This window comes from Corallococcus sp. AB045, assembly GCF_003668895.1.
GTDB lineage: Bacteria > Myxococcota > Myxococcia > Myxococcales > Myxococcaceae > Corallococcus > Corallococcus coralloides.
In genome coordinates this window covers 14,111-33,069 of sequence record NZ_RAWN01000103.1, presented here as the reverse complement: position 1 = coordinate 33,069, position 18,959 = coordinate 14,111, and the positions used below count along the sequence as shown (strand labels likewise).

Here is an 18,959-nt window from a genome sequence, read left to right as displayed (position 1 = left end):
GAGCACGGGGGGAGGGCAGGGGGGCTCGTTCGACTTCAACGACCCGGCGGTGCAGCAGGTGTTGCAGACAGGGCTGCCGCTGTTCGTGGGGTACGAGGCCACGGACGGCAGCGGGACGCCGGAGGGCGTGGAGCGGGGCGTGCGGCGCATCACGTTGCGTTCGACGGACACGCCGAACCAGAACCCGGTGATGCAGGACGTGTTGTGGAACGACGCGCCGCTGTCCGGGCCGCTGCCGCTGGACGCGGAGGTGACGTTCACGCCGGTGCTGGGGGCGGGAAGCGAGGAGACCTATTCCACGGCGGACGGGCTGAGGACGGAGCAGGTCTTCTTCAGCTGGTTCGCGACGGGCGAGGGTGAGGTGGGGTCGTTCCGTTCGCTGGAGCCGGTGGACGGCAAGCCCGGCGACCCGACGACGACGTACACGACAGCCAAGACGCCCGAGCGCATCACGGTCTGGGTGGTGGCCCGAGACGGCCGCGGCGGCACGGACTGGACGACGCGCACGGTGGACGTGGGGCCCTGAGGGGCCTCACGGGATGTTCGTCGGGTCGCTGTCGAAGAGCGCGTCGAACAGGGTGGTCTTGGGGGGCTCCGTCCACTCGACGACGACTGGAACGGGGGTCGCGGCCACTTCGCGGGGCAGCTCGCTGACCTGGTACCGCGCGCCCAGTTCCCGGGCGACGATGCGTGCCGTCTCTTCCATGGCTCCGGGCAGGGGCGTCAGGTGCAGCTGGGCCGCATGGCGCTTGTGCCCCTCGTATTCGAACGTGATGCCGTACACGGTGAAGACCGGGGCGAGGATGCTCATGCAGCCCACGACGGCCCAGGGAATGGGCGGCATGGGTGAGCCCTTCGCGGGATAGACGATGCAGCGGAAGGACGCCTGGGACGTCGTGGTGCCGTCTCCCATGGAACAGCCTGGGAGCAAGGCTTTGAGGTGCTGTCGGAATCCGTCCCACTGGTCGACTTGTCGAAGCGCTTCATTCCAGCGTTTGGAGCGTCGCTGGAACTCAGGGTTGGCCTCTTCAATCGCCTCCGCCATCGAGGCAGCCCAGTAATGACGCGCGATGGCTAGCAGGTCATCCGTGCTTGGGAGCATGGCGCGAAGACTCCGGCGTTAGAGGATGAAATCACCGAATTCCACAGGTGTGGTCCTGGCATCGCATCGGGTCCTGAAGCGGGCTCCAGCAAGCGATGCCTCGAAGCTTGTTCGCAGCGCGACTTTCAGCGACTCACACAGCATTCCGAGCGGTGACTCCAGCGTGGCGGCACCGAAGACCCTCTGCGTCGCTTCATTGATGCGATCCGCTGCGATGCGTTGAGCCAGCGCCGTGGAAATGGGTCCTTCGCGGGTCCTCAGCGGCGTGTCGACCCCAAACCTGCACAGGATGGACTCACCCGTATTGGCACGCGAAATCCGGATATGGATGCAGGCGGAGCGTTGGCCTCCTGCTTCGTCGCCCGGGGTTGCTTCAAGCAACGTCACGAAGCGGATCTGCCGGGGAAGAATCCGCCCCGTGACGAAGGTCCGGTCCGTGGGCCCGACGCACGCCGAGCACAGGGACAGCACGGCCGCGACTTGAAGCCACCGTCGCCGTGCTGCCTGTGCCGCCATGGGTCACCCCGTCAGCCACGCGGACGCGCGGCCCAGGCCCTCCGCCACGGAGGTGAACGCGTCCGCCGTGCGCACCCGGTCCTCTCCGAAGCGCTTCACGTACAGCTCCCGCACCGCCGGAATCTGGGACGAACCGCCCGTCAGGAAGACCGCGTCAATCTCCCTGGCCTCCGGGTGCTTCGCCAACAGCCCTTCCGTGCACTTCGACAGTTCATCCAACAACGTGCGGCTCGCCGTCTCGAACTCCGCCCGCGTCATCGGCTCGTGCAGGTGGATGCGCGCGTCCTCGAAGTCGATGGTCGCCACGTCCTCGCTCGACAGCTTCACCTTCGCCGCTTCAATCGCCCGGAACAGCCGGTAGCCCAGGTTGTCCATCACCAGGTCGTAGAGCGCCTGGATTTCCGCCGGGTGGTCGCTCGTGTCGAGCATCACCTCCAGCAGCTCCTGCGTGGACTTCTCCCGGATGAAGGACATCTCGTGCCAGTTGAGCAGCTTCGCCAGCACGTGCTGCGGGATGGGCAGCCGCTTGTGGCTGAAGCCCTTCACCTTGTACGTGGACCCCGCCCCGAAGCGCGGCAGCAGCTTGTGCCGCATGATCTCCGCGTCGAACCGGTCACCACCGATGCGCACACCCGTGGACCCCACCACGTCCGGCCTGCGGTCCAGGTTCCCTCGCCGCGACGGCCCCAGCTTCATCAACGTCAGGTCCGTCGTGCCGGCGCCGAAGTCCGCCACCAGCACCAGCTCGTCCTTCTCCAGCCGCGCCTCGTAAGCGAGCGCCGCCGCGATGGGCTCAATCAGGAACTGCACGTGCGTGAAGCCCGCCAGCTCCGCCGCCTTGCGCAGCCGCTTCTCCGCCAGTGCGTCCGCCTCCGGATCCGGCGTGAAGACCGCGGGCCGGCCCAGCACCACCGCGTCCGGTGCCTCGCCCAGGTGCGCCCCGGCTGACTCGCGCACGCGGCGCAGCAGGATGGCCACCAGGTCCTCGAGGGTGAACGTGCGCCCCTTCACCTGCGTCGCCCGGAAGGACGTGCTGTGCAGGAAGGACTTCACGGACTGGATGAAGCGGCCGTTGTTGTCCTCCAGGTAGCGCTGGATGGCGTCCGCGCCCGTGAAGACCTCCCGCTCCTCCTCCGCGAAGAAGAGCACGGAGCGGAACAGCCGGGGCTCCGGGGTGTGGGGCTGCAGCGGCAACACGGTGCCGTCCGGCAGGGCCAGGGCGGTGTTGCTGGTTCCGAAGTCGAGTCCGCAGGCGCGCATGGGGGGGCGCCCCTTATCGCCATTCTTCCGGACGCGGTAGCCCCAAAGTGAGCCCCCGCCGTGGGGCGTGCGGACAGGCAGGCGCTCGGCATCGGGTGGCTTGGCGCTCCACGGGCCACCGCCATCTTTGCCCTGTCATCCCTTTGACAGGAGAACCCCATGAAATCGCGCGCAGCATGGCTGGGTGCCGGAGTCGCCGCACTGGTGGTGGGCACCACCGCCTGCCAGGACGGAGACCGTTCCCGCCAGGACACCGCGGAGAAGAACACCCCGGGACAGCAGGTGGAGCAGGCCCAGCTCCAATCGGAGAAGGCCTTCGACGACGCACGTGACGCGCAGAAGGAGGCCTCCAGCCAGCAGCGCGAGGCCGCCCGCGCCCAGGAGGACGTGCAGCGCAAGCAGCAGGAGCTCCAGGAGGCCCAGGCCAAGGCCCAGAAGGAGGCCCAGGAGGCCCAGTCCAGCCAGCAGCAGGCGCAGGCGCGCACCCAGCAGGCCCAGTCCGTGGCCCAGCAGGCCCAGGCCAGCGCCCTGGCCGCCCAGCGCCAGGCGCAGCAGAACTTCGCCACCCAGCAGCAGCAGGCCTCCAATGAGAGCGCCGCCGCGAACCAGCGCATCGCGGACCCGAGCGCCCAGCAGCAACAGGCCGCGAACCAGAACGCCGCCACGCAGCAGGCCGCCATCGCCCAGGCCCCGCGGCAGGAGCAGCAGATTACCGGCGACGTGCTGAGCGCGAGCGCACAGGAGGTGCTGGTGAGCCAGCGCGGTGAGCCGCAGCTGCGCCTGAAGGTGGGCCCCACCACGCAGGTGAAGGTGGATGGCCGGGCCGCGAGCGCCGCGGACATCCAGGAGGGCGCGCAGGTCCGCGCCTCCTACACCACGGACGCGAGCAGCGGCGAGCCGGAGGCCCTGCGCATCGACGCCACGTCCCGCGCGCAGCCGGCCGCGCCCGCACCGGCGGAGAGCGGCGAGTCCTCGCCCGGTGTGCCCCGGTAACCGCCGACTCCAGACATGCCACGGCCCCGTGCCTTCGCGCTTCCCAACGCGAGGGTCCGGGGCCGTGCCGTGTCGCAGACTGGATGCTACCCGCGCGTTACGCGGCCAGCTCGGCCTGGTCCAGGCCGGCCTCGGCCATCAGGTTCGCCAGCTCCGCCTTCAGCTTGTCCTTGGCGCGGATCTCCAGCTGGCGGGCGCGCTCGCGGGAGAAGCCGAAGTGCTCGCCCAGCTCGCTCAGGGTCATCTCCGCGTCGCTCATCACGCGCTGCTCGATGATGAAGCGCTCGCGCGGATCCAGGCGCATCAGCGCGCGCTGCACCAGGTTGCGGGTGAGGCCCGCCTGCTGCCGGTCGGCGACCTCGTCCGCGTGCGAGGCGGACTCGGACTCCACGAAGTCCAGGTGCGTGGCGTCGCCGTCCTCGCCCACCGGCGCGTCCAGGGACAGGTCCCGGCCGCCCATGCGCTGCTCCATCTCACGCACTTCCGTGGGCTTCACGTTCAGCTTCTTGGCGATTTCGTCCGCGTTGACGATGTGGCCGTCGCCGGCGCCCAGCTTCTCCAGCTCGCGGCGCGTGCGGGCCAGGCTGAAGAACAGCCGGCGCTGCGCCTGCGTGGTGCCCAGCTTCACCAGGCTCCAGTTGCGGAGCACGTAGTTCTGGATGTACGCGCGGATCCACCACACCGCGTAGGAGATGAGGCGGATGCCCTTCTCAGGGTCGAACTTCTGCACCGCCTTCATCAGGCCGATGTTCGCCTCCTGGATGAGGTCGGACATCTTCAGGCCGTAGGAGCGGTACTCGTACGCCACCTTCACCACGAAGCGCAGGTTGCTCGTCACCAGGCGGTGACCCGCGGACAGGTCGCCGGCGCGGAAGGCGCGGGACAGCGACTGCTCGTCCTGCGGGTTCAGCAGCGGGTACTGGTTGATCTCCGAGAGGTACGTGGAGAGCGAGTCGGCGGAAGAGAAGGAGCTGGAAGCTTGCATGGGGGTCTCTCTCGGGGAAGAGGGCGGTGTGTGTGACCGCCGTTTGCTGCGACGGGGAGACCTTTAGCAACGCACGGGCCAATGCCAGCCGACAGGCAACCTCAATGATTCCAGTGCGTTGCGCGAAACGGCTTCAATGCTTAGGGCGGAACCCGGCACTTTTTACAGCGTGGGGTACCGACACTTCTTCCGGGTACCCCGAAGGGAGGGTTGCCTGCCCTCCGACCCGGGCACAGGGCGGATCACATCCAGCAGGGATGTGGGCACGCCCCGGCCCCCACACCAGGGGACCGGGACGGCGGATGTCCGGAAAGTGGCGGCGTCAGGGCACGACAGGCCCGGATTCGTAGCCGATGTCCACGTTGTTGATGGTGGCCTGGCACGGACCGTTCCCGGCGGTCAGGTCCGCCTTCCAGCAGAGCTGATGGCCGCGAGTGCCGGACACGTCGAGCACGGCGTCCCGGTTCCAGTCGAACGTCACCGGATGCCAGGTGGGTGAGGGATTGGTGACGCACGTGCCGGCGAGGCACACGCGGCAGTCGGTGGCCACCGAGTAGTTGATGGCGACCGGAGAGGAGCAGCTGGGATCCTGGGCGTCGTCCTTGTGGATGTACACCTGCTGGATGGCGCAGCTGGGGGCCGCGGGGCTCAGCACGGTGGAGCGCACGCGGCCGGCCGTGGGCGCCCAGTTGCGCAGCATGAAGACGACGTCGTTGAAGTCCCGGTCGCCTCCACCCGGCAGGTCCTCGAAGGCCAGGAGCCACCGGTCGGACGCGGGGCCCACGTTGCCCAGCATGGCGTGGGGCATGACGAGGTTGCCCGGCAAGGCGGCGGTGGTGGCGGCCATGGGCAGGGTCGTGTTGCCGTAGGGCAACGTCCCCATGCGGGTCCGGGTCCAGGCGTCCAACCACCCGCACATCTTCTGGGAGGTGCCGGCCAGGGGGCAGGCGCGCGAGGACGAGTTCGGGTTGGCGTGGTTGCAGGCCTCGTCGTAATCACAACCCATGTTCCGGGACATGGCGGAGGGCTGGGCCATGAAGTCCTGATCCAGGTTCCACTTCGCCTTGGAGAAGAACACGTTGAGGGGCGTCCTCAGGTGCAGCGTGCACTTGAGGTCGGCATCCCTGCGCAGGCAGGGGTAGACCATGCCCGCGTCCGTGTTGTGGATCGGCTCGAAGGCGGAGACGAGGAAGAAGACCACCTCCTGTCCGCCCTGGATGACGCCCAGGTCCACCGTGCGGTCGTAGGCCGTGATGCCGGGATCCGGGTTGAAGGTCCTCGGAAGGCCATGACCGTCATAGGCGGAGACGTCGTAGTCGGGGATGCCGTCGTTCAGGTCCGTCGCGTCAGCGACGGCGCCCAGCCCCTGGTAGGTGACCCTGTCGGAGTCGTCGTCGGCCAGGAGGAAGGCCAGGTGGCCGATGCCCATGTTGTTGTTGGACGCGTGGGCGGGCTCCAGCAGGTTGGGGATGCGCGTGAAGAGCCCGTTGTCCGAATAGCCGGTGCCGGCCGCTCCCGGCGGGTTGCTCCCGACGACGTCGACGGTGATGTCGTAGGCGGAGGAGGTGCGGCCGGGACGGGCATCCGTCATGTCCCTGTTGGGGATGAAGGCCGAAGCGCAGGTCGCGTTGAGCGCCAGGTCCGGCTGGCGGTAGGTGAAGCCATGGGATGAGAAGGTCTGGCTACAGCGGGGGCTCACGCCGATGTACGGGCGGGCCTGGGCGCCAGAGGGCGGGGCCAGGTTGTAGAGGTCCTCGTGCAGGTCCGCGACGCCGTTGCCATTGCCATCCACCAGGTCGCCCTGGGCGTTGACGTAGCCGCGTGCCCGCAGGTCACTCACGTACAGGTAGCCCAGCGCGTGGCTCGCGCCGGCGCTTTCGTACACGAAGCTGATGGTGACGTTCTGGTCCGACGGGAACACGATGGAGTCCACCGACGTGGGCGTCCAGAACGGGTTCACCGACCGCAGCGTCTTCTGCGGGGTGAGCGTCACCTGCTGGAGTTGGTCGAACCCCGCGGCGGTGAACGCGGGCTGCACGTCCTCGTACAGGTCCCCGGGGCCGCAGGTGTCGGCCGCATGGGCCGGACGTGGCGAGGGAATGACAAACAACGCGCTCCCGGCCACGAGGGCCAGGAGACGGGAGGGATTCGGGTGCAAGGACAGACTCCTCGGGATGAAGATGGCTCCCAGGTCTATCAGAAATAACAAGGAAGGCGGTTCTGTCCGGATGTGTCAGGCTTCGCCCATGAAAACGACCCGTCTGCCCCTGCTCCTGGCGCTGTCCCTGGTGTTTCCGCTCGCGGCCTGTTCGACGGCGAGGGCGACATCGTTCTCGCTGCCCATGGAGCGGGCCACGGAGTGCCGGCAGCTGTGCGAGCAGATCGACATGCGGATGAGCGCGGTGGTCATCATCATGAACTCCGCCGGCTGCGTCTGTGAGCCGAAGCCGGCGGAGGGGACGAACGCGGCGCTGACCGGCGCCGCCGCGGCGTCGGGCGGTGCCATCATTCGCGCCGCGGCCGCGGCGCAGCAGGCGAGCAACAACAACAACAACACCGCCACGACGCACAACCGCTAGCCGTCAGGGCGTGACGGGCACGGAGGTGTAGCCCACGTCCACGAAGTGGAGGGTGGGCTGGCAGGTGGGGTCCGTCCCCTGCGTCAGCTCGGCCTTCCAGCAGAGCTGCTGGCCTGGCGTGCTGGAGACGTCCACGGTGGCCCTGCCCGAGCCCGGAGGCAACGACAGGGTGTGCCAGGTGGGCGTGGGGTTGGGGACGCACGTGCCCGCGCTGCACACGTTGCAGTCCGTGGCCAGCGCATAGGTGATGTAGGCGGCCGCGCCGGTGCAGACCCCATACAGGTTGTCGAACTTGTTGAAGGACACCTGGGCAAGCTTGCAGCTCGCGTCGTCCGGGCTGAGCACGCGCGAGCGCACGCGGCCTTCGGTCAGGTTGCGCAGCAGGAAGACGACGTCGTTGAAGTCGCGGTCGGCGCCGCCGGGGAGGTCCTCGAAGCCCATCAGCCACTGGCCGGTGGTCGTGAGGGGCGCGTTCAGCAGGAGGTGCGGCATGTTGCCCTGGCCCTGCGCAAAGACCCCGGCGGCGGTCATGGGCAGGAAGAGGTTGCCGTAGGGAGGCATCCGCAGGCGGGCGAGGGTCTCCTGGTCCAGCCACCCGCACAGCCGCTGCGAGGAATTGGCCACGTAGCAGGCCGTGGGGGAGGACTGGGGCGCGTCCGCGTTGCACTCCTCGGTATAGGCGCAGCCCAGGTTGCGCTGCGCCACGGGCATCTGGCCCACGGGGTCCTGGTCCAGGTTCCACTTCGCCTTGGAGAAGAACACGTTGATGGGCGAGCGCAGGTGCAGCAGGCACTGGCCGGTGGGCGCCTTGCGCAGGCACGGGTAGACCGTCTTCTGGTCCAGGTCGTGGATCGCCTCGTACTGGGTCACCAGGAAGAAGACGAGCTCCTTGCCCGCTGGGAGGATGCCCAGGTCCACGGTGCGGTCGTTCGGGGTGATGCCCGGATCCGGATTGACGGCGCGCTGGATGCCATGCGCGTCGTAGCGGGAGACGTCGTAGTCGGGGATGCCTTCCACCACGGAGCTGGTGTCCGTGACGGTGCCCAGCTGGTTGAAGGTCCCCTGGTCGGCGTCGTCGTCCGCCAGCAGGAACACCAGGTGCCCCAGGCCCAGTTGGTTGTTCATCGCGTGGGCGGGCTCCAGCAGGTTGGGGATGCGCGGGTAGAGGCCCAGGTCCGACCACGCGTTGGCGTTGGGCGCGGTGCCTTCGGTGGGAGAGGCGCCGACGATGTCCACCGGCAGGAGCGGGTGCGTGCCGGGCCGGGCATCCGGGATGGACTGCCGGACGAAGGCGGCGGTGCAGTTCGCGTTGAGCGCCAGGTCGGGCATCGTGTAGCCGGCGCCCTGCGAGGAGAAGGGCCGGGGCGCACAGCGGCGGGCCCCTCCGATGTACGGACGGGCCTGGGGCCCCGTGGTGGGGGCCAGGTTGTAGAGGTCCTCGTGCAGGTCCGCGATGCCGTTGCCATTGGCATCCACCAGCGTGTCATCCGACGAGTCGTCCGGCGTGCCCTGGGTGTTCACGTAGCCGCGCGCGACGAGGTCGTCGTAGTACACGTAGCCGAGCGAATGGCTGGCGCCCGCGGACTCATGGACGAAGGTGATGGCCAGGTGCTGCTCGTTGGCGAACACGATGCGCTCGCTGGACAGCTGTCCCACGTGGGTGTTCAAGCGCAGCGCGCCCCCGGACAGGAGCGCCACGTTCGTGAGCTCGTCGAAGCCCGACGGCGTGAAGTCCGGCTGATGGTCGATGTCCAGCGACTGCGTGAAGTCGAAGTCGAACAGCGCCTGCGTGGACAGCCCGTACCCATTGGTCACGGTGCCCAGCACCTGGGGCGGGCCGTTCACCAGACACTGGGGCGCGGCCCACGCCAGGGTGCTGGAGCTGGCGTCCGACACCGGCGTGCCGGATGTTCCCGTGGTGGCGCTCCAGGAGAAGGTGAGCGGACTGCCCTGCGGGTCCGTGGCCTGGAGCTGGAGTTGGGACGACTCGCCCGGGTGGACGGCGGCCGTGGACTGCGTGGCGCTGGTGAGCTGCGGCGGCAGGTAGACCGCCTTGGGAGTGCCCGCCGCGTGGGCTGGACGCGGCGAGGCAATGACACACACGGCGCTCCCGGCCACCAGGGCCAGGAGCGGGAAGCGATTCAGGTGCAAGGACAGACCCCCTCGGGATGAAGACAGCCCCGAGGGTCTACCAGAATCGCCTGACGGGATGATTGTACCGGGGTGCGTCAGGGATTGAGCGGTGCGTACTCGTAGCCCACGTCCACGCGGGTGATGCTGCTGGTGCAGAAGCCGTTCGCGGGGGCGAGGACCGCCTTCCAGCAGGGCTGGGTGCCCGGGGTGCTGGAGACGTCGATGACGGCCTCGTCGTAGCCGTAGCGCAGCGTGAGCGGGTGCCAGGTGGGCGTGGGGTTGGGCAGACAGGCTCCGCCCCAGCACACGCGGCAGTCGGTGGCCACCGCGTACTGGATGGGCGCGGTGTCGCATCCCGGGAAGTAGCCGTCGTCCTTGCGCAGGCGCATCCGGGACACGGTGCAGCCCGTCTCCTCGGGGCTGGAGGGCCGGGCGGCCAGCGACGGGGAGCGCACGACCCCCGTGGAGACCGGGCTCACCAGCTGGAGGATGACGTCGTTGTAGTCCCGGTCACCGCCGCCGTTGAGGTCCTCGAAGGCGATGAGCCACCGGCCCGGCGTGACGAGGGAGGGATGGGACAGGACGTGCGGCATGGGGGCCCCTGGCTCGGTGGTGACTTCGACGAGCCCGTTGGGGAAGTGGTTGTTGCCGTAGTCGGGCTCCAGCAGGCGCTCCAGGGCCTCCTCGGGGAGCCAGCCACACAGCCTCCTGCCCTGGCTCGGCAGGTAGCACCCGTCGGGGTATCCGGAGGGGGCGTAGCACGCCTCACTGTACTCACAGCCATTGGCGCGGGCCGTCACCTGATACTGACCCACGGGGTCCTGATCCATGTTCCACCGCGACTTGGAGAAGAACACGGAGATGGGGGACTTCAGGTGCAAGGTGCACTGGCCATTCGCCGCCTTGCGCAGACACGGATGGACCAGGCTGTTCTCCGGGTCGTGGACCGCCTCGATGTTGACGACCAGGAAGAAGACCAGCTCCCGGCCGCCCTGGATGCGCCCCAGGTCCACCCGCCGGTCCGCCAGCGTGAGGCCCGGATCCGGGTTGGTGCTCCGCCGCAGGCCCCGCGCGTCATAGGCGGAGACGTCGTAGTCGGGGATGCCGTCAGAGCCGTAGTTGTCCGCATCCGGGACGGTGCCCATGTTCCGGTGGGTGGTCCGCTCCCAGTCGTCGTCGGTCAGCAGGAACACGAGCTGCCCCAGCCCCTTGTCTCCGTTCGCGGGCGCGGCCGGCTCCAGCAGGTTGGGGATGCGCGCGAAGAGCCCGCCGTCGGAGAAGCCAGGGTTGGAGGTCGAGAGGGTCGTGGGGGCGTCACGCCCGATGACGTCCGTGCTCACCTGGAAATGATTTCCAGGGCGGGCATCCGGCAGGTCCACCCCCGCGGTAAAGGCGTTCGCGCAGTTCGCGTCGAGCGCCAGCTCGGGCTGGTTGAAGAGGAAGCCCCTGGAACTGAAAGGCCGGGTGCAGCGCCGGGCCGCCCCGATGTACGGACGCGCCTGGGGCCCCGTGGTGGGGGCCAGGTTGTAGAGGTCCTCGTGCAGGTCCGCGATGCCGTTGGCATTGGCATCCACCAACTCCCCCACTGCGTCCACGTAGCCCTTGCGCTGGAGGTCGTCGACGTAGAGGTAGCCCACGGCATGGCTGGCGATGGAGTCCTTCTGCACGAACATCACGCTCAGCTGCTGGTCCTCCGGGAACACGATGGACTCCGAGGGCGGGCGCGCCGGGTCGGGCACGGTGATGCGTCCGTCCACGAGCGTCACGCTGTCGAACTGCTCGAAGCCCTGCGCGCTGAACGCGGGCTGGCGGTTCTTCCCCAGGTCCTGCAAGACGCCGAGGTCGAACGCCGCCGTCGAGGACAGGCCCAGACCGTTGGTCACCGTGGCCTGCACGGGCGGCGTGCCTCCGGAGGCCAGGCACAGGGGCGCCGTCCAGTTCGCGCGGCTCGTGGTCGCGTTGCCCAGAGGGGTGCTCAGGCTGCCCGCGGTGACGCTCCAGGAGAACGTGAGCGGGCTGCCCTGGGGGTCCTCCGCCTGGAGGCCCAGCCGCGAGACGCCGCCCGCCTCCAACTGCTGGGGCGTCTGGGTAAGGGTGGTGATGCGGGGTGGCTCGGCGGCGCTCGCGGGCCGCGAGAAGGAAATGACACACAGGAGGCCCCCGGCCGCATGGGCCAGGAGTCGGATGGATTTCGGATGCAGGACGTCCCCCTCGTTCAGTGACGCGACGAGGAACGTATCAGCCAGGGCTGTCCTGACCGGAGTGGCCGGGGTTTCAGGTCAACGCCTTGCGCAGCCGCTTGGGGATGGCCTCCGCGTGCCAGCGCTGCACCTCGCGGGCGATCTCGGCGGACCGCTCCGCGCGCTCGTCGCGGGCCTGGGGCAGCAGCTTGCGCGCGGCCTTGCGCTGGCCGGGCGGGGCCTCCGCGGCGGCGCGCTCGAAGAGCTCCAGGCGCACGTCCGCGTCGTGCAGCTCACCCAGGCCGTCCTGGAGCGGCACCAGGACCTCCAGCAGCGCGCCCACGGTGCGGCGGAAGGCGGGCTGGAAGATCTCCAATTCGTACCGCAGCTTCTTCAAGTCCTTGCGCAGGGCGTGCGCGGAGGCGGCGTCCGGCGCGTCCGCGTAGCGCTCCAGGCGCTTCTCCACGCGGCGCAGGCGCTGGCGCAGGTGGCTTCGCACGCGCTTTCCGGCGAAGCGGCGGGTGTCCTCCAGCGTGTCCACCTTCTTCAGGAGGCGCGGCACGGTGCGGTCCGTCCAGCGCTCCAGCTCCGCGCGCAGCTTCTTCTCCCGGGCCTTCAGTCCAGAGAGGTGGGACTCGCGCAGGCCGGCCAGCGCCTTGCCCGCGTCCTTCTTGCCCTTGGCGGCGGTGTCCAGCCACTTGTCCTGGACGTGCAGGTCCCTCACGTCGCCCAGCGCGTCCTGGAGGCGCTTCACGTCCGCCTCCAGCCGGGTGAGCTTGCCGGTGGCCTGGAACACCTGGAGCGCGGCGCGCAGGCGGCGGGTGGCCACGCGCATGTCGTGCACGCCGTCCTCGCCCAGCTCATCGTCCAGCTGGGCTTCGGGGTGGCGCACGTCGGCGAGCCGGCCGGCGAGGATGCGGCGGGCGGCGTCGCCCAGCGCGGTGTCGGGGCCCAGGCCCCGGATGGGAGTGGGAGGGGGCATGGCGGGTCAGTCCTCCTTGATGGCGTATTGCTGGACCATGCGCTCGGCGGCGTCCGGGCCATCCCAACCGAGGATGCGCGCGTCCTTGTCCGCGAAGTGCACCACCGCGAGGAAGAAGTGCTCCAGTTCCTCGCGCTCGCGCTTGGACAGGTCCTGATAGGAATTGAGGTCGTCTGAACGGGTGGCGTTCACCGGGACGAGCAGCAGGCGGTCGTTGCGTTCGCGCTCGCCGTTCGTCGCGCCCTTCGGCTTCTGGTCCACCAGGAGCACACCCAGGGGCCGGCAGGGCAGCACCACGCCGGGCCAGGTGGGCACGTCCCAGTACACCAGCGCGTCCAGCGGGTCTCCGTCCGGGCCCTTCGTGCTGGGGATGAAGCCCCAGTCGAACGGGTACCGGAAGCCTCGCGTCAGCGGCCGGGACAGCGTGAAGGCCTGGAGCTTCGAGTCGTATTTCAGCTTCACCGTCGAACCGCGGGGCGACTCGACGACGACGTGCAACGCATCCTGTTCGCCGCGCAGGGGCAGGCGGGTGAAGTCGGTGGCCATGGACCCTCAGGCTGGGGTCGCCGTTCCGACTTCGGCAAGTGCCCCCGTGCCAGGAGTTTCACTCGCCAACCCTGACGCGGTGTCAGTGCCGGGTCCTCCAGACGAGCAGCGCGAAGCCCAGGACCGTGAGGACGACGACGCCGGCGACGAGCATCCCGGGCGCCGTGAAGCCGTAGACCGGTCCCTGTCCGATGGAGCGGGCGCGCAGCTCACGGCAGCTCGGGCAGAATGACTGCGACTCCCGGCGGACGCGGTACTCGCAATGCGGGCACATGAACGTGCCGCAACGCTGGCAGACCTTGTTCGCGACGAAGCCGTCGTGGCGCGCGCAGCGGGGAGTCGCGGGGGCACCATCCGCGGCGAGCGGCTCCTCGCCCTCCCATGACGGAACCTGCAACCCTGCTTCGAAGTGACTCATGATGGCCTGCGCGGCGGCGCTGCTGGGGATGCTGAGCACGAGGGCGTCCTCTCTGCTGCCTGGCAGCTGGGGAACCCGCAAAGAGAGGAACGAGGCGAACTCGAGGGCGTCCTTGTCGCTACCCACCAACTGGGGACCTTGCGAAGAGTAGACCCAGGCGAGCACGGGGAGGGCCACGCCAAGCGCCAGCGCGCCCAGGCCCAACGGCATGCGCTCGCCAGCCGCCAGCACGGCCGCCGCCATGATGAGCAGCCCCGCCCCAGCCGCGAACGCGATGGGCCTGATGACCCTTGCGCGCCTCCACCGGCTCCAGGCCTCTTCCGTGAAGGGCAGGGTTCCCTTGGCCTGCTTCGTCCTCACGGACGCGACGATCAAGGCGATGGGCAGGACGATTGAGGCGATGGGCAGGATGGGCACCAGGGCCAGGGCGAGGACGCCGAGGAGAAGGAAGAGGCTGATCCAGGGCGGATACCAGGAGAACTTCACCGGCTTGAAGACCACGCCCTGCCGCTCACCGGTGATGATGCACACCGGCGGCAGGTCGAATGCGTTCATCTCCTGGATGAGGAGGTAGACGTGATGCATCGCGGGAACCTACCAGCTCCCGGAATACAGACGCATTCCGAGCGTCAGCAGCAGGCCGATACCGGTGAGCGCGAGCCCGGCGATGGCCTTCTTCCGGTCGATGCGGGGCGAGTCGGCATGCCGGTTGCGCACCAGGCTCACGGTGTTGAGCACCAGCGACACGGCGTGGACCGCGTAGCACATGGGCACCACCGAGACGACGCCCATGAACAGGCCCGAGTTCGCCAGCGTGAGGCCGGGGGCCTTCGCCTGCACGGCGATGGTGCGGCCCCGCAGCTCCCAGCAGTCCGGACACAGCGGCAGCGATTCCCTGCGGACGCGGTTCTCACAGCGCGGGCACATGAACGCGCCGCAACGCGTGCACACCTGGTTCGCGACGATGTCGTCGTGCCGCGCGCAGAGGGCGCGAGCCGGAGCGCCGGACGCGTCCAGACTCTCACCGTCATCCCGTGCCGGGGAGTTCAGTCCGGCCAGGAAGTGGCCCGCGATGGCATACGCGGCGGGACCGTTGGGAATGGCGAGCGAGAGGTTGTCCTTGTCGATGCGCCGCACCTGGGGGCCCCGGCCGCGCAGGAAGAAGACCCAGGCGAGCACGGGGATGGCCACGCTCGATGGCAGCGCGACCAGGCCCTGCCATTCGGGCGCGTCGGATGCCAGCAGGGAGAATGCCAGGATGAGCAGCGCGATGGCGACCACCACCGACACGACCATGATGACCTGTCCGCGCTTCCACCGGCTCCAGGCCTCTTCCGTGAAGGGAAGGGTGCCCGTCACCCGCTTCGTCATCGCGGACGCGACGATGATGGCGATGAGCAGGTTGAGGAGGGCGAGGAATCCAATCCAGCGCGGATACCAGGTGAAGTTCACCGGCTTGAAGACCACGCCCTGCCGCTCACCCGTGACGATGCAGATGGGTGGCAGGTCGAACTCGTTCAGTTCCCCGGAAGGGATGTCGACGTGATGCATCGCGGAGACTTGTAGTCCACCGCGTGCAACGCATTCCAGTCACCGCCCCCCGGAAGCTCAGTGCAGGGGCCGGCCCAGGGGCACCTCCGGCTGACGGCGCGCCACCAGCTTCCGCGTGGCACGGGCCGCGGCCAGTCCCCCCAGGGTGTACCAGGCCACCGTGAGCAGCGACGTGGACGGGCGGGCCTGGGATGGCTTGCGGCCCAATCCCAGCTTCGGGGGCAGCACCACCGCCCCCAGGCCGGCGAGCAGGCCCAGCGTGGCGCCGCGCAGGTATGGCCGCTTGGGGCGGCCCAGGGCCACGAGCGAGAAGAACAGCCCGTTGGACAGCAGGTCGCCCGCCAATGTCTGGCGATGCAGCTGCCGCCCCTTCGCGGGCTCGCCGCCGAAGAAGCGGATGCCCTTCTCCAGGGAGCGCATGCCCAGGACGTCCATGCGCGGCGGGTGCTTCAGGACGCGCCGGGCGCTCTCGTGCACCAGCGTGAGCGCGGCGGCGCCGACGAGGCCAGGACCCAGGGCTCGGAACACGATGCGGGGCGGAGCGGCAGGTTCGATCATGCCTTCCAAGCTAGGCACCGCGCGCCCGGGATTGCCGCCCGCGGGCGCCCGCCCGCCTGCCTGACGTGCGGTTGTGCCCGCGCGTCAGGAGCTGCAGCTCACCACCAGGTGCCGGCCCCACGTGGGCGGCGAGGCCGCGTAGGCCTCCTGGCCGGGGTGTTCGTCGAAGGGCGCGGACACCAGCGCGAGCACGCGGTCCACCTCCGCGAAGTCCCCCTCCTGCGCCCGCGCGATGGCCTGCTGCGCCACCCAGTTGCGCAGCACGTACTTCGGGTTGACGCGGTCCAGGCTCGCGTGGCGTTCGGCGTCCACGCTCCCTTCCGCCTCCAGCCGCGCCCGGTAGCGCCCGGCCCACCCGTCGAAGCCCTCGGGCGGCAGGAAGTGGTCGCGAAGCGCGTCGTTGCGAGCACCGGCGCTGGAGTCGAACCGGTTCAGCGCGCGGAAGAAGCGCGTGTAGTCCACGTGCGAGCCGGCCATCAGCGCGAACAGGTCCTCCAGCAGCGAGCGGTCCTCGTCGCGGGCCTCCTTCAGGCCCAGCTTCTCTCGCATGCGCGTCAGGAAGTGCCGCGCGAACGCGGGCTGGAAGAGGGCCAGCGTGGCGCGCGCCTCGTCCTCGGTGATGAGCGTGAGCAGCGCCTCTCCCAGACAGGCCAGGTTCCACAGCGCCACGCGCGGCTGCTGGTCGAACGCGTAGCGGCCCTGGTGGTCGGAGTGGTTGCAGACGAAGCCAGGGTCGAAGTCGTCCAGGAACCCATAGGGGCCGTAGTCCAGCGTGAGCCCCAGGATGGACATGTTGTCGGTGTTCATCACGCCGTGCGCGAAGCCCACCGCCTGCCAGCGCGCCACCAGTTGCGCGGTGCGCTCCACCACCTCCGCGAAGAAGCTCGCGTGGCGGCCCTCCTGGCCCGCGAGGTGCGGGAAGTGCGCGGCGATGACGTGGTCCGCGAGCGTGGCCACGTGGCCGGGCTGTTCGGTGTGGTGGAAGTACTCGAAGGTGCCGAAGCGCACGTGCGACGGGGCCAGGCGCACCAGCATGGCGCCGGTCTCCACCTCCTCGCGGTACACCGGCGTGCGGCTGCCCAGGATGCACAGGGCCCGCGTGGTGGGGATGCCCAGCGCGTGCAGGGCCTCTCCGGCCAGGTACTCGCGCACGGTGGAGCGCAGCACCGCGCGCCCGTCACCACCGCGAGAGAAGGGCGTGGGCCCGCCGCCCTTCAGCTGCAGGTCCCAGCTGTCGCCGTCCGGGCCGCGCGTCTCGCCCAGGAGCAGCGCGCGGCCGTCTCCCAGGCGCGGCACGTACACACCGAACTGGTGCCCCGCGTACACCATGGCCAGGGGCTCCATGCCGGGCAGCGGCGTGGCCCCGCCGAACACGCGGGCGAACTCCGGGCGCGCGGCCTCCTCCGCGTCCAATCCCAGCAGCCGCAGGGCCGCCGGGTTCACGCTCACCACGTGCGCGTCCGGAAAGGGCGCGGGGGCCACCCGGGCGGCGAACCCGGGGGGCAGGCGGGCGTAGCTGTTGTCAAAGACGAGCTGTTCGAGCGAGGCCATGGATGGAAACAGACGTCAGGGAATCTGCATGCCCCGCTGGACGGCGGGACGGCTGCCCACGCGGTGCAGGTACTGGATGAGGTTGGGCATGTTGTTGAAGAGCTCCGGGAAGGAGTCCCGCGAGCCCTTCAGCCACGGGTATGTGGCGATGTCCGCGATGGAATACGTGGTGGCCAGGTAGTCCCGCGACGACAGCTGCTGCTCCACCACGCCCAGGATGCGCTTCGCTTCGGTCTGGAAGCGGTCGATGGCGTAGGGATGCTTCGTGGAGGCGAAGCGCCCGAAGTGGTTGAGCTGTCCGAGGATGGGGCCCAGGCCGCTCATCTGGAACATCAGCCACTGCGTCACTTCCGCCTTGCCGCGCGGATCCGCGGGCAGCAGCGAGCCCGTCTTCTCCGCCAGGTACAGCAGGATGGCGCCGGACTCGAAGAGCGCGAACGGCCGGCCACCCGGCGCGTCGTGGTCCACGATGGCCGGAATCTTGTTGTTGGGGTTGATGGCCAGGAACTCGGGCTTGAACTGCTCGCCCTTGGAGATGTCCACCGAGTGCGTCTTGTACGGGAGGCCCAGCTCCTCCAGGGCGATGGAGATCTTTCGGCCGTTGGGGGTCTTGAACGTGTACAGGTCGATCATGCCTTCACTCCCGTGAGCTCCTCGCTCACCTGCCAGAGCCGCTCCGCGAGCGCTTCGTCCCGGGCGGCGGACGACGGCTTCGCCTTGCGGCATTTGATGAAGTACTCACCGCTGACGCCCGCCACGTCCGGCGACGACGCCAGGTAGATGGACGTCCTCGCGCCCTTCTCCGCGGAGAGCATGAAGGGCCCGGCCAGCTTGATGAGGTGCTTGAAGAAGCCCTCGCTGTTGTGCCCGAAGCCCGTGCGCACCGCGCCGGGGTGCAGCGCGTTCGCGGTGACCTGCGTGCCGGCCAGCCGCTTCGTCAGCCCTCGCGAGAAGAGGATGTTGCTGAGCTTGGCGTTGCCGTAGACGCGGATGCCGTCATAGCGGCGCTTCTCCGTCTGCGGGTCGTCCAGGAAGTTCGAGTACGCCAGGCGGTGGCCTTCCGAGGACACGTTGATGATGCGCGCGGGGCCGCTCGCCACCAGCAGGTCGCGCAGCAGGTGCGTGAGGAGGAAGTGGGACAGGTGGTTCGTGGCGAACGTGGCCTCGTAGCCGTCCACCGTCACCTGCCGCCGGTCGATGATGAGGCCCGCGTTGTTGATAAGCACGTCCAGCCGCGGTTGGCGGTCGCGGAACGCCTTCGCCAGGTCGCGTACGGACTGGAGCGAGGACAGGTCCGCGAGCAGCGTCTCCACCTGCGCTCCGGGGGCGGCCTCTCGCACCGCGGCGGCCGTGGCCGCCGTGCGGGCCCCATCCCTGCCGGACAGCACCAGCGTGGCCCCCCGCCGCGCCAGCGCCTTGGCCGTCTCCTGGCCGATGCCACCGGTGGCCCCGGTGATGAGGCACACCTTGCCGTCGAGACGGTCTTCGGGAAGCCCTGCCGCCATGGGACGTGTCCTCCTGGAATCCGGGGACGCGTTCTATACGCTCCCCGCCGTCCCCGCGCAGGAGAACCTGCCGGGGAGGCGGAGGCAGGTGGCGTCAGAT

General features: G+C 69.3%; 17 protein-coding genes and 1 pseudogene. 3 read left to right on the top strand and 15 right to left on the bottom strand.

What is annotated here, in order from left to right; translation table 11 throughout:
• Nucleotides 1-526, top strand: a pseudogene (locus D7Y21_RS23460) (hypothetical protein); the annotation flags it as partial.
• A gap of 6 nt (nt 527-532) precedes the next feature.
• On the opposite strand, the gene D7Y21_RS23455 reads toward D7Y21_RS23460, so the two are convergent.
• The 3 genes from D7Y21_RS23455 to D7Y21_RS23445 form a co-directional block, all read right to left on the bottom strand.
• Nucleotides 533-913, bottom strand: coding sequence for a hypothetical protein (locus D7Y21_RS23455; protein WP_233612253.1), 381 nt, complete (start codon nt 911-913; stop codon nt 533-535).
• Between the two features lie 207 nt (nt 914-1,120).
• Nucleotides 1,121-1,618, bottom strand: a complete 498-nt coding sequence (locus D7Y21_RS23450; RefSeq protein ID WP_233612252.1) for a hypothetical protein — start codon at nt 1,616-1,618, stop codon at nt 1,121-1,123.
• A gap of 3 nt (nt 1,619-1,621) precedes the next feature.
• Nucleotides 1,622-2,878, bottom strand: a complete 1,257-nt coding sequence (locus D7Y21_RS23445) for an Hsp70 family protein (RefSeq protein WP_120562277.1) — start codon at nt 2,876-2,878, stop codon at nt 1,622-1,624.
• A gap of 159 nt (nt 2,879-3,037) precedes the next feature.
• Here D7Y21_RS23445 and D7Y21_RS41870 point away from each other — a divergent pair, with 159 nt between their 5' ends.
• On the top strand, nt 3,038-3,871 hold the full coding sequence (locus tag D7Y21_RS41870; protein ID WP_158627339.1) for a hypothetical protein: 834 nt from the start codon (nt 3,038-3,040) through the stop codon (nt 3,869-3,871).
• Between the two features lie 97 nt (nt 3,872-3,968).
• Here D7Y21_RS41870 and D7Y21_RS23435 read toward each other — a convergent pair whose 3' ends face one another.
• Both D7Y21_RS23435 and D7Y21_RS23430 read right to left on the bottom strand, forming a co-directional pair.
• Complete coding sequence (locus D7Y21_RS23435) at nt 3,969-4,856, bottom strand: RNA polymerase factor sigma-32 (protein ID WP_120562276.1); 888 nt, start codon at nt 4,854-4,856, stop codon at nt 3,969-3,971.
• Nucleotides 4,857-5,178: 322 nt separating this feature from the next.
• A complete protein-coding gene (locus D7Y21_RS23430) occupies nt 5,179-7,014 on the bottom strand; it encodes a DUF4114 domain-containing protein (RefSeq protein ID WP_121715804.1) in 1,836 nt (611 codons plus the stop codon).
• An 88-nt stretch (nt 7,015-7,102) separates the two neighbouring features.
• Here D7Y21_RS23430 and D7Y21_RS23425 point away from each other — a divergent pair, with 88 nt between their 5' ends.
• The gene (locus tag D7Y21_RS23425) at nt 7,103-7,435 is read left to right on the top strand and encodes a hypothetical protein (protein ID WP_121715802.1); all 333 of its coding nucleotides are present in this window, start codon (nt 7,103-7,105) and stop codon (nt 7,433-7,435) included.
• Between the two features lie 3 nt (nt 7,436-7,438).
• On the opposite strand, the gene D7Y21_RS23420 is transcribed toward D7Y21_RS23425, so the two are convergent.
• The 10 genes from D7Y21_RS23420 to D7Y21_RS23375 all read right to left on the bottom strand — a co-directional run bounded on the left by D7Y21_RS23420 (nt 7,439) and on the right by D7Y21_RS23375 (nt 18,859).
• Nucleotides 7,439-9,586 carry a DUF4114 domain-containing protein gene (locus D7Y21_RS23420; RefSeq protein ID WP_121715800.1) on the bottom strand — a complete coding sequence of 716 codons (2,148 nt, stop codon included), beginning with the start codon at nt 9,584-9,586 and terminating at the stop codon, nt 7,439-7,441.
• Nucleotides 9,587-9,663: 77 nt separating this feature from the next.
• Complete coding sequence (locus tag D7Y21_RS23415; RefSeq protein ID WP_121715798.1) at nt 9,664-11,640, bottom strand: DUF4114 domain-containing protein; 1,977 nt, start codon at nt 11,638-11,640, stop codon at nt 9,664-9,666.
• A 202-nt stretch (nt 11,641-11,842) separates the two neighbouring features.
• On the bottom strand, nt 11,843-12,730 hold the full coding sequence (locus D7Y21_RS23410) for a CHAD domain-containing protein (RefSeq protein ID WP_120562271.1): 888 nt from the start codon (nt 12,728-12,730) through the stop codon (nt 11,843-11,845).
• Nucleotides 12,731-12,736: 6 nt separating this feature from the next.
• Nucleotides 12,737-13,276, bottom strand: a complete 540-nt coding sequence (locus D7Y21_RS23405; RefSeq protein WP_121715797.1) for an inorganic diphosphatase — start codon at nt 13,274-13,276, stop codon at nt 12,737-12,739.
• An 82-nt stretch (nt 13,277-13,358) separates the two neighbouring features.
• Nucleotides 13,359-14,279 carry a zinc ribbon domain-containing protein gene (locus D7Y21_RS23400; protein WP_121715795.1) on the bottom strand — a complete coding sequence of 307 codons (921 nt, stop codon included), beginning with the start codon at nt 14,277-14,279 and terminating at the stop codon, nt 13,359-13,361.
• Between the two features lie 9 nt (nt 14,280-14,288).
• Complete coding sequence (locus tag D7Y21_RS23395; RefSeq protein WP_120562268.1) at nt 14,289-15,245, bottom strand: hypothetical protein; 957 nt, start codon at nt 15,243-15,245, stop codon at nt 14,289-14,291.
• Nucleotides 15,246-15,302: 57 nt separating this feature from the next.
• Nucleotides 15,303-15,803, bottom strand: a complete 501-nt coding sequence (locus D7Y21_RS23390; protein WP_121715793.1) for a hypothetical protein — start codon at nt 15,801-15,803, stop codon at nt 15,303-15,305.
• 84 nt (nt 15,804-15,887) lie between these two features.
• Nucleotides 15,888-17,354: a YdiU family protein gene (locus tag D7Y21_RS23385; RefSeq protein ID WP_121715791.1), complete on the bottom strand. Its 1,467-nt coding sequence runs from the start codon at nt 17,352-17,354 to the stop codon at nt 15,888-15,890.
• Nucleotides 17,355-17,369: 15 nt separating this feature from the next.
• Nucleotides 17,370-17,987, bottom strand: coding sequence for a glutathione S-transferase family protein (locus D7Y21_RS23380; protein ID WP_120562265.1), 618 nt, complete (start codon nt 17,985-17,987; stop codon nt 17,370-17,372).
• The gene (locus D7Y21_RS23375) at nt 17,984-18,859 is read right to left on the bottom strand and encodes an SDR family oxidoreductase (protein WP_121715789.1); all 876 of its coding nucleotides are present in this window, start codon (nt 18,857-18,859) and stop codon (nt 17,984-17,986) included. The genes D7Y21_RS23380 and D7Y21_RS23375 overlap by 4 nt, the downstream gene beginning before the upstream one ends.
• Nucleotides 18,860-18,959: the final 100 nt, after the last annotated feature.